General features: G+C 39.6%; 11 protein-coding genes. 2 read left to right on the forward strand and 9 right to left on the reverse strand.

Features of this window, described 5'->3' with window-relative positions; genetic code table 11:
• Position 1: 1 nt before the first annotated feature.
• The 9 genes from IEV09_RS06665 to IEV09_RS06705 form a co-directional block, all read right to left on the reverse strand.
• Positions 2–613, reverse strand: a complete 612-nt coding sequence (locus IEV09_RS06665; RefSeq protein WP_188367506.1) for a sugar transferase — start codon at positions 611–613, stop codon at positions 2–4.
• Positions 606–1,724: a DegT/DnrJ/EryC1/StrS family aminotransferase gene (locus IEV09_RS06670; protein ID WP_188367507.1), complete on the reverse strand. Its 1,119-nt coding sequence runs from the start codon at positions 1,722–1,724 to the stop codon at positions 606–608. Before IEV09_RS06670 ends, IEV09_RS06665 begins: the two co-directional genes overlap by 8 nt.
• Before the next feature lie 18 nt (positions 1,725–1,742).
• Positions 1,743–3,557 (reverse strand): polysaccharide biosynthesis protein, encoded by a 1,815-nt coding sequence (locus IEV09_RS06675; RefSeq protein ID WP_188367508.1) that lies wholly within the window; start codon positions 3,555–3,557, stop codon positions 1,743–1,745.
• A 12-nt stretch (positions 3,558–3,569) separates the two neighbouring features.
• On the reverse strand, positions 3,570–4,334 hold the full coding sequence (locus tag IEV09_RS06680) for a tyrosine-protein phosphatase (RefSeq protein ID WP_188367509.1): 765 nt from the start codon (positions 4,332–4,334) through the stop codon (positions 3,570–3,572).
• Between the two features lie 33 nt (positions 4,335–4,367).
• Entirely contained in the window at positions 4,368–5,060 is a 693-nt protein-coding gene (locus tag IEV09_RS06685) for a CpsD/CapB family tyrosine-protein kinase (protein ID WP_188367510.1), read from the reverse strand.
• A gap of 14 nt (positions 5,061–5,074) precedes the next feature.
• Positions 5,075–5,857 carry a YveK family protein gene (locus IEV09_RS06690; protein ID WP_188367511.1) on the reverse strand — a complete coding sequence of 261 codons (783 nt, stop codon included), beginning with the start codon at positions 5,855–5,857 and terminating at the stop codon, positions 5,075–5,077.
• Positions 5,858–5,900: 43 nt separating this feature from the next.
• On the reverse strand, positions 5,901–6,674 hold the full coding sequence (locus IEV09_RS06695; RefSeq protein WP_188367512.1) for a hypothetical protein: 774 nt from the start codon (positions 6,672–6,674) through the stop codon (positions 5,901–5,903).
• Between the two features lie 423 nt (positions 6,675–7,097).
• The gene (locus IEV09_RS06700) at positions 7,098–8,258 is read right to left on the reverse strand and encodes a 3D domain-containing protein (protein ID WP_229731676.1); all 1,161 of its coding nucleotides are present in this window, start codon (positions 8,256–8,258) and stop codon (positions 7,098–7,100) included.
• 347 nt (positions 8,259–8,605) lie between these two features.
• A complete protein-coding gene (locus IEV09_RS06705) occupies positions 8,606–9,769 on the reverse strand; it encodes a diphosphate--fructose-6-phosphate 1-phosphotransferase (protein WP_188367513.1) in 1,164 nt (387 codons plus the stop codon).
• Between the two features lie 173 nt (positions 9,770–9,942).
• Here IEV09_RS06705 and IEV09_RS06710 point away from each other — a divergent pair, with 173 nt between their 5' ends.
• The gene (locus IEV09_RS06710; protein ID WP_188367514.1) at positions 9,943–11,655 is read left to right on the forward strand and encodes an ABC transporter ATP-binding protein; all 1,713 of its coding nucleotides are present in this window, start codon (positions 9,943–9,945) and stop codon (positions 11,653–11,655) included.
• The gene (locus IEV09_RS06715; RefSeq protein ID WP_188367515.1) at positions 11,656–13,404 is read left to right on the forward strand and encodes an ABC transporter ATP-binding protein; all 1,749 of its coding nucleotides are present in this window, start codon (positions 11,656–11,658) and stop codon (positions 13,402–13,404) included.
• The last annotated feature ends 5 nt before the right edge of the window (positions 13,405–13,409 follow it).

Raw genomic sequence — 13,409 nt, forward strand, 5'->3', positions numbered from 1 at the left:
ACTAATCTTCTTTCGTCCCTTCAAATATCTCCATTGTCATAGAAGTGTTTGATGATATTCCTTCCTTAACAAAAACCTTCTTAGCTGTTAGAAAAACAATCTTAACATCATTAATGAAGCTCAACTCATCAATGTATTTCACATCTAATTTAAATTTTTCTTCCCAGCTAATCGAATTGCGTCCACTCACTTGTGCCAATCCAGTTAGACCTGGACGTACTTCATGGCGACGCTTTTGTTCTGAATTATACAGTGGTAAATATTGGACTAATAATGGTCTCGGTCCAACAATTGACATGTCACCTTTTAAAATATTCCATAACTCTGGTAGTTCATCCAAACTTGTTGCTCGCAATAATTTTCCGAACGGAGTCAACCGAATCTCATCAGGTAGTAACTCACCTTTCTCATCTCGCGCATCAGTCATGGTTCGAAATTTATACATTTTAAAAATCTTTTCATTTTTACCTGGACGATTTTGTGAAAATAAAACTGGTCCACCTAATTTTACTCGTACTAAAATTGCAACGATTACTAAGATTGGAGAAAGTAAAATCAAAGCTACGAGTGACAAAATAATATCAATTACTCGTTTAAAGAACAGTTTATACATTTTCCCACAACCCTTTAATTATCTTAGCGACTCTTTCTAAATCTGCTTCGGTCATTTTTGTATCGCTTGGTAAACAAACCCCTGTTTCAAACAATGTTTGACCTACATTAGTTCCTACGTAGTCATATTGCTCAAAAACTGGTTGCATATGCATCGGTTTCCAAACTGGACGTGATTCAATATTCTCTTCTTCTAAAGCGTCCATCAATTGTGTCGGTGTAATTTTACCGTTTAACGTAATACTGGTTAACCAACAATTTGGATTGTTCCAATCATTAATTGGCATAAATTGAATGCCCTCTAAATGAGACAATTCTTGTTTATAAAAATTATAAATCGCTTGTTTTTTTGCTACTCGTTGATCCAAGACTTTTAATTGTCCACGACCAATTCCAGCCACAACATTACTCATACGATAGTTATAACCAATCTCGCTGTGTTGGTAATGTCTCGCTTGATCTCTAGATTGTGTTGCCCAGAATCTAGATTTTTTAATTGCTTCTTCATCATTTGAAACAAGCATACCACCACCAGAAGTTGTAATAATTTTATTTCCGTTGAAAGAGAAAATACCATAATCACCAAATGTTCCAGTCTGCTTTCCTTTGTATGTTGTTCCTAGTGACTCTGCTGCATCTTCGATTAATACTACATTATGCTTTTTACATAAGGCTACAATAGCATCTAAATCTGCGGACAATCCGTACAAATGAACAACTATAACTGCTTTAACTTCTGGATATTTTCGGAATGCTTCTTCCAAAGCTTCAGGGCTCATATTCCATGTTTCTTCATCACTATCGATAAAAACAGGTATTGCTTTTTCATAAACAATTGGGTTAGCTGTTGCTGAAAATGTTAAACTTTGACAAAATACAATGTCACCCTGACCAACACCTGCTGCCTTCAGTGCTAAGTGAATCGCTGCAGTACCTGAACTCAAAGCAGAAGCATGATCAATCCCAACGTACTCTGCTAATTCTTTTTCGAATCCATTTACATTCGTTCCTAAAGGTGCAATCCAATTCGTATCAAATGCTTCTTGTACGTATTCTTTCTCATATCCTTCATCACTCATATGTGGTGAAGAAAGCCAAATTTTTTCTTTCATCCCTTGCACCCCTATATTTTATTTTCGATTCGCATAAGCCACTAAGACTTCTGCTAATTCTTTATTCCCACTTGGTAAATTCTCCACAAAATCTAACACATCATTTAATGATGGTCCTGTAATATTCCCAACAAAAATCTTTTCAAATACTTGCTCGTCATTACGTTCGCTATCAAGTAGTAACTCTTCATAGAGCTTCTCACCTGGTCGAATACCACTTTCAACAATTTCAATTTCGTCTGCTTGGAAACCGCTCAAACGAATCATATTCTTAGCTAAATCAACAATTTTGACTGGTTCTCCCATATCAAGGACGAAGATTTCACCACCAGCTGCTAAGGCTCCGGATTGGATAACTAAGCGACTCGCTTCTGGAATCGTCATAAAATAGCGAGTCATTCGAAAATCAGTAATCGTAATCGGTCCGCCTTTAGCAATTTGTTCTCGGAAGACTGGAATGACACTGCCTCGTGAACCTAAGACATTCCCAAATCGTACGGCTGAAAACTTCGTTGAACTATTTTTGTTTAAACCTGTTACGATTAGTTCAGCTACTCGTTTTGTTGCACCCATCACATTCGGCGGATTATTCGCCTTGTCAGTTGAGACCATTACGAATTGCCCAACATGATTGGCTTTCGCTGCTTCTGCAACATTTTTTGTCCCATAAATATTGTTTTTGACTGCTTCTTTTGGATTGTATTCCATTAAAGGCACGTGTTTATGTGCTGCTGCATGATAGACAATTTGCGGTTGATACGTTGTCATCACTTCGAATATCCGTTCACGGTCTTGAATATCGGCAATCACAGGTATAATTGTTGTATTTGTTGGTCGATAGTTATTACGTAGTTCACGTTCAATTAAATAAATCGAATTCTCACCATGTCCTAGTAAAATCATTGTTTTTGGATTGAATTTCATGACTTGACGACAAATCTCTGAACCGATTGAACCACCTGCACCAGTCACTAAGATCACTTGATTGGTTAGCTGGTCTTTTATTTTGTTCATATCAAGCTGGACTTCGTCACGTCCTAATAAATCGACCACGTCAATATTCTGTAAGCGTGAGATGCTGACTTTACCAGAGGCTATGTCTTCCATCGATGGCATCGTATTGACTTTGACTGTCGTTGTTTTTAATAAATCGACAATCTGGCGTAATTTTTTACGGTCGAGTGACGGGATTGCCACGGTCACCATTTCAATTTCATATTTTTCAATTAGTTCTAATAAGTCATTAGTCGTACCTAAGACACGGACACCACTTAGATAAATACGTTGCTTATTCGGGTCGTCATCGACAAAGCCCACAACTTGAATCCCTTCGGCCGTCGGTGAATTCATAATACTATTAATCAGTATTTTTCCACCTTCACCGGCACCGATCACCAACGTACGTTTGACACCTGTACTTTTCCCACGGAGGCGTTTATTTTTGTATTCAACACATAAGCGCCATGTCAGGCGACTCATGATAATCAAAAACGTGCTCAATAAAAAGATAAAACTTATCGTCCGTTTACTGAATGTATCGGCTATCAGCCAAACACCAAGTAAACTAACGAGCGACATGCTAATTGTCGTTAACAAAATCGCAAACATTTCACTTAAATTCGTGTAGCGATTCATCCTCGTAAAGACTTTAAATACAACCCCAAATAGGACATAAGTCCCCATGGTCAAGACCGTCATTAATTGAATCGAATCTATCGTTGTATTCAAGAATGGTTTCATAAAATAATACGCCGTAATATTTGAAAAGAGCAAAATCAATAGATCCACACTCAATACGATGGCGATTTTACGTTTTCTTGTTAACTCAAACAAGTCGAACTCCCCCTAAAATAACCCAAATTTCTTTTTCTTTTTTTCCTTATACCCTGGATAGTTGACGTCATCACCATTGACCAAGTCTTTTGCGACTTGTTGCATTTGTTCGACGACTTGCTTGCCATATTTTTGTTCGATTTCATTATACGCTTCCTTTAAATAAAAGGGACGTTTGTTAATGCCATGTGCATCCGATGCAACCATTTGTACGAGGTTGCGCTCGACCATTTCGTGGGCGATTTTTTGGATTTTCTTACCGAAAATACCAACAATGCTTGGCGCAGTTAATTGCGCCAAGCATCCCATGTCTAGATAAGGTATTAAACGATCGGGATCTTCCATAAAGTAACGATTCCGTTCAGGATGCACAATCACTGGGATTTTCCCCAGTCCTCTTAATTCAAATAATAATGTTTCACTATAGGCTGGCACATCGGCTGATGGAAATTCAATCAGCAAATACGTGTCATTTAAGTCGGTAAATAGTAGATTGTCTGCAGTTAAGTCCTCAATCAGTTCACCCGTTATGCGAACTTCTTGCCCCTCAAGGACGGTTAGTGGAATGGCCGCAGTATCCAGTGCTGCTTGTAGTTCGGCTACGGCAGCAATGATTGATGCTTTAGGGTTTTCGTAACGACCATTGTTATGGTGTGGTGTACATAAGAGATGGGTAATGCCTTGTGCAACTGCCGTTTGGGCCATTGCTAAACTTTCTTCCATTGTTTCAGGGCCGTCATCGACACCGGGTAACAAATGACAATGCAAATCAATCATTGCTTTCACATCCTTTTTTATTTTTTGAATGGTTTAATAGTAGTAATAACCTTGATCTTTTGTTTGTGTTGCACCGTTATAAACGGTTCCTAAAATACGAGCGTTCACTAGTTTTAATAAATCAGATGCTTTGGCAACTGATTCCTTATTCGTTACATTTTCACGAATCACTAAGAGCGTACCATCGACTTTTGAAGCCATGATTTGCGCATCTGTCACGGTTACGACTGGTGGCATATCAAAGATTACAATATCATACGCGTTTCTTAATTCTTGAATGACTTGATTCATACGGACCGAACCAAGTAACTCCGATGGGTTCGGTGGTTTTGGACCACTCGTTAAGATGCTTAAGTTTTCGATACCACTGTCTTGCGCAATTTCAGTTACGTTTTGTGTTGTACTCAAAATCGTACTTAAGCCTTTTGCATTATTTAATTGGAAAGTTTTGTAAACGGTTGGTTTACGTAAATCAGCATCAACCAGTAATACGCGTTGGCCCGATTTAGCGAACACGACGGCTAAGTTAGCTGAAGTCGTTGATTTCCCTTCCCCAGGTCCTGATGAAGTGATGACCATCGTTTGTAGTCGCTTGTCACTTGAAGAAGCGAATTGGATGTTCGTACGAATGGTACGGAATTGTTCTGAGATTGGCGACGTTGGATCGGTTAAAGTAATTAAGCCGACTGCTTTCGTCGATGATTCTTTTGGATGATGTTTTGACATGCTTTTTTCTCCTTCTAAACTTTCGAACGACGACGACGCGGTGTCTCTGTCGCTGGCTTGCTTGGTTTGGTGATTATTGGATTTTTCTTCTTAGGTAATAACGCACTAGCTTCTTTGGCTGTCATTAATGGCACCGTTCCTAGGATGGTTAAGCCTAATGTGTCTGTTACAAATTTCGGATCTTTCACCGTTCGGTCAAGTAATTCAAATAAGAAGGCTAATCCAAGACCGATCATCATCCCTAGAAACAAACCGATGGCTAAGTTCAAGAAATTGTTTGGTGAAACTGGACTCGTACTGGCAACAGCACTTGAAACAATCGTAACAGTATCGACGTTGGTTAAGATATCTTTGACTGTTTCTTGGAAGACTTCTGCCGTAACATTTGCAATTGCTGCTGCGTCACTCGCATTGCCACTTGTTGCTTGTATCGAGAACAACTGCGAGTTTTGCGCTTGAACCACTTGCAGTGCTGCTTTGATTTCGCTAGGTGTCATGTTGATTTGGTATTCTTCCGCAAGACGGTTTTGAACCTCTGTCGCCTGACCATCTCCTTGTAGAATAATATCTTTATAAGTATTTAACATTTGTAAGTTGAAGTTGATGTCATTGACACTAGTTGTTTCTGATTGTGGCAATGAGACGATTAACTGGGCACGGGAACTATATTGAGGACTCACAATAAAGAAGGTGAACACACCCGCAATTCCTAGTCCGACAAAGGTAGCAATCATAATTGTTGTGATCCGTTTACGGACAATATCAAAAATTTCTTTTAAGCTAATTGTTTCTTCCATGTTTTCTCTACTTTCTTTTCATCTCAATTGATGTGTTTATTTATTAATAGACGCTTCCCATTCCGAGTTGCTGACTAATTGTCTCTAATTGTTCGAGTAATTCTGCTTTCACATCCGGATTACGTACTTGACTCAAGCTTTCGCTGACACTGTAATAACGGTCATAGGTTGTCGCCTCGGTAATATTTCCATCGACTAACATTTCGGCAAAAGCTGTTCTTAACTCTTCAATTCGTTTTACTTGTGCTTCTGCAAAGCTTAGATACTCTACCAGGTTTGCTTGCCAAGCCGATTGTTCAAATCTTTGAACTTTTTGGCTGACTTCATTAATTTGTTGTTCGGTAACTTTTGGTCCAATAATGACGTCATTTTCGACAGTTTCCCAATTGATGGTTTCATTAATAAATAATCTAGCAACTTCTGATTGTATCTTCGCTTGATCTGCAATTCGTTGCACTTTCTTTTGTAAATTCGCCTTTTCTTGTGCGATATCTTTCGCTTCTGTCGGCAAATCTTTCGCTTGAATGCCAAAGTCCTCAGCTGAAACTCTTAGGCGTGTGACGCTTGCTTCCATTTTATTGACGTCTTCATTCGTCAGTGTCGGTTTTAGAAAGACTTGTTCATTATTCGTATAGGCGCTTGCGACTGCTTTTTCCAAGTCTGCCAGTTGTTTTTGTTGGCTAATAATTGTTGTAGCCACTTGTTCGATTTTTTGAGCATGTTGGTTACGTTTGACACGTTGAAACCCCACGATGTTAATGCCAATTGCCAGAGCTGCAACTAGTAAGACACCCATGCCTTTGCTAAAATTTTTCATTCCAGATAATAGCCTCCTTAAAATATTCAATTTTATTAATTCCTTTTATATAAAAAATATTATCAATTGATGTTAAAAATTTCCGAACAGTTCCATTATAATAAAAATAGCGTCCGATTGAAAGGACTACTAGTATATTTTTGAGTGTTTACAGATTATTTACATCAATAATGTACAATCTATCATTTTCTCATGAGAGTCTACCAATGTTTGTTACTACATTCTCATAATCATTGGTTTTCATCTGTATTTTCTTCGCTATGAGCATAGACAGTTTAACAAATCTTGCTCGTCTTATTTATAGGAATCCTTCTTTTTAAAGACACTTTTATTATAATTTCCTTCTATTATATATAATAGAAAAAAACAGAAAAAACCGTGAGAAATACTGTTCGTTTCTCACGGCTTGCTGTTTGTCTCAAATTAATCTAAGATCGTTACCTTCACATTGTACTTGCGACCCCAAACGTTACAAGCTTCGACACTATCTAAGTGGACGTCAAGGATGTTCCCCTTAATCGCGCCACCTGTGTCGGCTGCTAAAGCAATCCCATAGCCTTCTACTTCAACAATCGTTCCTAAAGGAATGACACTTGGATCGACTGCGACCACACGTGGATTCACTCGAAGGTCGACACCCATCGCGGTAAAGAAACTTGATCCTGCTTCTTTGTATGAATAAGCCGTTGATTCCATGTATAAAACTTTGTTGCCACTATTCGATGAATTCCCATTGTTATTCGTCGGTGGTGTGGGTTCTTTTGGCGGTGTTGGTTGTACCGGTTGTTCTGTGTTCGGTTTGCCCGCTGGTTTAGCGGGTGTTTCTGTTTGATTATTTGTTTCGTTTTCTTTTTGAGCTGCTTGTTTTTCTTTTTCAGCAGCTAAGCGCGCTGCTTCTTCGCGCTCTTTGGCTTCTTCTTTTGCTCGTGCCTCTTCAGCAGCGATTCGTGCCAATTCGACTTCTTTACTTTGAGCAATCGATGCTAGTGTGCTTTGGTTGTTTGCTAGTTGTTCTTTTAAACCTAAGACTTGGGCATCTAGCGTTTGCGCTTCTGCCGTTAAACTCTCTTGGTCACTCTCTAAAGTCGCTTGTGTTGCTTGGGCTTCTTGCTCTAATGATTGCAATTTCTTTGTATCCGCATCTAAGCTTTCAATTGCCTCTTTTTCAGCATTTTGCAACATCGTAATCGCATAGAGATTCGTAACTAACTCTTGTAGGCTTGATGATTCAAGCAAGTACGCGAACTTATTTTCAACGACACTGTTGACTTGTAAATAACGTAAGCGTTCTGCTACCATTTCTTTTCGACGAGCAATCGTTTCTTTCGTATCTGAAATTTGTTCTTGTGTCTCTTCTAATACCGTTTGGTTCTCAGCAATTTTGCCTTTCAAACTTTCGACTGCTTGATAAGCTTCGTTGACTTTTTCTAAAGCGTTTTGCACTTCAAGGCTAATCGCTTGGCTTTCTTGTTGGATCTTTGTTTCTTTTTGATTGAGTGATTCCAGCGTATCAGCTGAAACAGCCACCGGGGCAATTATCTGAATGAGACATAAGACTAGGGTTATAAATTTCTTTCCCTTCAATTAACGTCACACCTTTCCATTCTATAAGAATTCTTAAATATTATACTGGATTTTCAAGATGGAAATGTGTCAGTTGTTTTACAGTTTGTTACAAAGTCATGCGAAATCGATAATTTGGGACTCCCTTCTTTAAAAAAGACGCTTTAAATGGTCTAAAACCCTTATTGGTAGCGAATTCTTTTTCGTTACACTACTGTAACACTAGAGACATTCAATAACACTCCACTACTCTAAATCCATTCTTTTCTTTTTTAAAATTTCACTTCAAAAAAACAAAAGAAAGGATCTCTTTAACCGATCCTTTCTCTTGCTTTTCAACCGTCTTATTCTCGTTATTATGTTTCTTGTTAATTGAAGGAAATCATCTCTGGTAGTGGTTCACCAATTAACGGTCGACACCATTCGATAAACGCGGGGGTCACGCCATTTTGTTCTGCATTAATAAAATGAGGCGGCAGTTTCTTCTCGTACAACATTACTTCTTCAATCGCTACTAAAAACGTTTCGATTTGGTATGTCTCGCCAACTACTCGACGAAAGGCTACCATTTTTCCAGTTTCCCCGGCTAAGACTGCTTCCACTGCTTTTTTCCCAGCCAGTATTGCTTCTTCTCGATCGACAGAACTTTGCATTGCAATTGACGCTCGAGCTAATAATCCTGGCTTTTCAGCTCGAGTTTTATATCCGAGGTTTTGGACAATTAGATTTTCTAAATAGACGCCAACGTGACCAAAATAACTTGATCGTCCCGTCGTGTTATTTGGTTTAACTAGTGGTTGATTCTCCTCATCACGTAACCCTTCACTCGCCACAATCACGATGCCTTTTTTTTCTTTGAGTTTGTCTTTGACATCTTGTAAAAATTTTGCTTCATCAAAAACAACTTCGGGTAAATAAATGAAATCAGGTGTATAAATCCCCTCCTCATCGGATAACGCACTCGCAGCAGCGACCCACCCCGCATTTCTACCCGATGTTTCAATAATAACTACGTGAATCGGCATGCCCTTAACGTCACAACAAACTTCTTTCACACTTTGAGCCATATAACGGGCAGCACTGCCATAGCCTGGGCTGTGATCGGTGATGAAAATATCATTATCCATCGTTTTAGGCACGCCAATTATACTAATTGGTACCGCTAATTCTAAACATTTGTGATGTAGTTTTCCACACGTATCCATCGTTCCGTTCCCGCCATTTAACAAGACGTAATCAATCTGATATTTCTGTAAAATAGCAACCATTCGTTCATAATCTTCTTCTTTTAAAGGATCACGTGAGGTCCCGATCGCACTACCTGGCGACGTTAATAATTTCGCTAGCTCTTCTTCTCTTACTTCTGTCAAATCAAGAATATTTTCGGCTAATAAGCCACCTGTTCCATTTTTGGCAGCATAAATTTTATTAATTTCAGATGACTTTTTCCCTTCAGACAAGATACCGTAAAGGGAAGCATTGATGACTGTCGTTGGTCCACCACCATGGATAATCATGATATTCTTCTTCATCTTTCTCATCTCCATTTTTTTATTATTCTTATCCCAATTATAGCAGTTGACTAATCATTCATCCTAACAATAAAGTATGCGTTTTCATTGGTTTAATTAAAATAGAAGACTTCCTATTTAATAAACTTTTCGATATGATAGATGCAACAATCGTTTTACGAAGGGGTGTTGGGATGTTTCGATTATTAAAATATGCAAAAGATTATCGTAAAGAAATTATTTTAGGACCGATATTTAAGTTTTCAGAGGCCGTGTTCGAATTGATGTTGCCACTTTTAATGGCAATTTTGATTGACGAAGGAATTCAGCAACAAAATTGGACGAAAGTTTGGCAGATGATTGCCTGGATGCTCTTCTTCTCTGTCGCAGGCGTCCTCTCTGCTTTGACGTGTCAGTATTTCGCCTCGGTCGCCTCACAAGGTTTCGGCACCGAACTACGTCATCATTTAATGAAGAAAATCAATCACTTAAGTCATAAAGAACTGAATTATTTTGGTGCGAATACCTTGATTACGCGCATGACGAATGACGTCAATCAAATGCAACTCGCTTTAGCCATGTTGATTCGTCTCGTTGTCCGTGCGCCTTTTTTAAGTATTGGTGCGTTAGTGATGGCCTTTTATATTGATTGGCAAATCGGATTGATTTTCTTGGCGATTTTACCGATTTTTTCTGTGCTCTTATTATTATTAATTAAAGTTTCGGTTCCATTGTATCGTTTCGTGCAACAGCAACTCGATCGTTTAAATCAACTTGTCGGACAAAATTTAAGTGGTGTGCGAATCATTCGGGCCTTTAGCCGCCAACAGAAAGAAGTCGAAAATTTCGATGAAGCAAGTGATGAACTGGCTAAAACTTATTTGCGCGTCGCTCAGTTGTCGACGATTTTGTCACCTGTTACGACATTGATTCTGAACTTTGGGATTGTCGGTATCTTCATTCTTGGTGGTTTTAAAGTTGAGATTGGTGATTTGCAACAAGGTGAAATCTTAGCATTAGTAAATTATATGAACCAGATGCTACTCGCTTTGATCGTCGTTTCAAATTTAGTCAATATTTTCACCCGAGCGGAAGCTTCCGCTAAACGCTTGAATGAAGTCCTAGAAATGCCCGTTTCACTTGTTGAAAGTGAGCATCCAACTGTTCCAACCACTTTACACGGTGAAATTACATTGACGGATGTTGATTTTCGCTATTCAGAAAGCTACGGCCGCACCTTACGTCATCTCTCACTCCATGTACCAGCAGGCTCAACCCTTGGTGTTACAGGTCCGACTGGTGCTGGGAAATCAAGCCTGACACAACTACTCCCTCGTTTTTACGACGCCGAAAAAGGAACAGTTGCCATTGATGGCGTTGATGTTCGAGAGTGGTCCCTTGCAACGTTGCGTGAGCAAATCCGCTTCGTCCCACAAAAATCTGTTTTGATTCGAGGAACCATTCGTGAAAATATTCAATGGGGCAAAGAAAATGCCAGTGACGAGGAAATTTGGGAAGCTTTAACCATTGCACAAGGAGCCGAATTTGTCGAAACGTTACCCGAACAACTTGACACGTTAATCGTTGAAAACGGCAAGAATTTCTCGGGAGGACAAATTCAACGCTTGGCGATTGCTCGCGCGATTGTCGCTAAGCCGAAAATTTTAGTGCTAGACGATTCGCTGAGCGCACTGGATTATCAGACCGATTATTTATTACGTCAGGCACTCAAGCAATTACCAATGACCCTTGTCTTAATCTCACAACGTGTCTCATCGATACAAGAGGCGGATCAAATCTTAGTCCTTGAAAAAGGACGCATGGTCGCACTTGGCAGTCACCATGAATTAGTTAAAACATCGTCCTACTATCAAGCGATACTCGATGCACAAAAGGAGGCGGAATAAATGCTAAAGAAAAAGATTGATTTTGCAACGCTCAAACGTTTTATGCCTTACTTAACCTTTTATTTAAAAGAAAATTTATTCGCTCTGATTTTTGGGATTGTCGCGGGCGGTACTTCGGTTTACTTAACTTTTTTAATCGGACAAGGCATTGATGTCCTAATTGCCAAAGGTCAGGTCGACTTCATCATTTTACGTCAGGTCTTGCTCGCTTTTGTCGCAGTCTTACTGATTACTAGTTTTAGCCAGTGGATGATTCAACGGCTAGGCAATCATGTCGCTTACCAAAGTGTTAATCGTTTGAGGAAAGATGCTTTTAAACACTTGAACCAATTGCCATTACAAACCTATGACCAAACACCACATGGCAGCTTGATGAGTCGTTTTACCAACGACTTAGATCAAGTATCAATTGCAATTAGTGCCGTTTACCAACAACTTTTCACTGGTGTGACAATCATTATCATTGCTTTTATCTTTATGTTGCAACTCAGCTTGATTTTGACGCTTGTCGTGTTGTGCGTGACGCCGATGATTTTTTTCGTTAGCTATTGGGTTGCGAAACGCTCACAAAATGATTTTGCTCAACAGCAACAAATCGTGGGCGAATTAACTAGCTTCATTAATGAACGTGTAAGTAATCAACAGCTCGTCAAAGCTTTTCGTCATGAAGCCGCCAATCAAGCACTATTTGATACGGCAAATAACGAGTTGCAAATCAAAGGTCAACGCGCCCAATTTTCATCTTCCTTAACGAATCCTGTTTCACGTTTTGTTGACCACTTAGCTTACGTCGCGATTGGACTCGTCGGTGCCTGGTTAATCTTTAACGGTTCTGGTGGAGTTACCGTTGGGATGATTGCTAGCTTTACCATTTATTCAACACAATTTTCGAAACCATTTATCGAGCTATCTGGCCTGATGACGCAAATCCAAAGCGCCTTCGCCGGGCTCGCTCGTGGCTTTGACTTACTGGATCAAACAATCGAAACACAAGAACCTGCCATTGAATTGCCCGTCGTTCAAGGAAATATCACTTTTGAACATGTCGATTTCGCTTATGACAGCACACGACCTTTAATTCAAGATTTTAACTTTAAGGCAACAGCGGGACAAACCATTGCTATCGTTGGACGTACCGGTGCCGGAAAATCGACTCTCGTCAACTTACTGATGCGTTTCTATGATGTCCAATCGGGTCAGATTTTACTAGACGGACGCCCGATTCAAGACATCCCACGCGGTCAATTACGACAAAATTTCGGTATGGTTTTACAAGATACTTGGTTGTTCGACGATACCTTACGCGAAAACTTGACGTACGGTCGCCCCGACGCTAGTGATGAGGCGATTTATGCTGCTTTACAAAAAACAGAAATGCTCGAATACGTGATGGATGCACCAAAACAACTCGATACACCGATTGGCCATTATGGTGTGAAACTCTCAGAAGGCCAACGACAGTTGCTAACGATTGCTCGGACAATGATTGCCAATCCACCAATGTTGATTTTAGACGAAGCGACGAGTTCGGTGGACCCATTGACGGAAAAGAAAATTCAAGAAGCCTTCTTAGCCTTGATGAAAGGCAAAACGAGCTTCGTCATCGCCCATCGCCTATCAACCATACAAGCCGCCGATCAAATTTTAGTTATGGACCAAGGACAGATTATCGAACAAGGTACACATCAAGAATTGTTGCGAGATAAAGGTGCTTACTATGATCTATATCATGCACAGTTTCAGGAATAGGTTGA

Origin of the sequence: Enterococcus alcedinis (assembly GCF_014635985.1) — a bacterium.
Lineage (GTDB): Bacteria > Bacillota > Bacilli > Lactobacillales > Enterococcaceae > Enterococcus_I > Enterococcus_I alcedinis.

Coding starts and splice junctions, on each gene's coding strand:
- IEV09_RS06665 (WP_188367506.1), bottom strand. CDS start 613: ATGTATAAACTGTTCTTTAAACGAGTAATTGATATTATTTTGTCACTC.
- IEV09_RS06670 (WP_188367507.1), bottom strand. CDS start 1,724: ATGAAAGAAAAAATTTGGCTTTCTTCACCACATATGAGTGATGAAGGA.
- IEV09_RS06680 (WP_188367509.1), bottom strand. CDS start 4,334: ATGATTGATTTGCATTGTCATTTGTTACCCGGTGTCGATGACGGCCCT.
- IEV09_RS06685 (WP_188367510.1), bottom strand. CDS start 5,060: ATGTCAAAACATCATCCAAAAGAATCATCGACGAAAGCAGTCGGCTTA.
- IEV09_RS06690 (WP_188367511.1), bottom strand. CDS start 5,857: ATGGAAGAAACAATTAGCTTAAAAGAAATTTTTGATATTGTCCGTAAA.
- IEV09_RS06695 (WP_188367512.1), bottom strand. CDS start 6,674: ATGAAAAATTTTAGCAAAGGCATGGGTGTCTTACTAGTTGCAGCTCTG.
- IEV09_RS06705 (WP_188367513.1), bottom strand. CDS start 9,769: ATGAAGAAGAATATCATGATTATCCATGGTGGTGGACCAACGACAGTC.
- IEV09_RS06710 (WP_188367514.1), top strand. CDS start 9,943: ATGTTTCGATTATTAAAATATGCAAAAGATTATCGTAAAGAAATTATT.
- IEV09_RS06715 (WP_188367515.1), top strand. CDS start 11,656: ATGCTAAAGAAAAAGATTGATTTTGCAACGCTCAAACGTTTTATGCCT.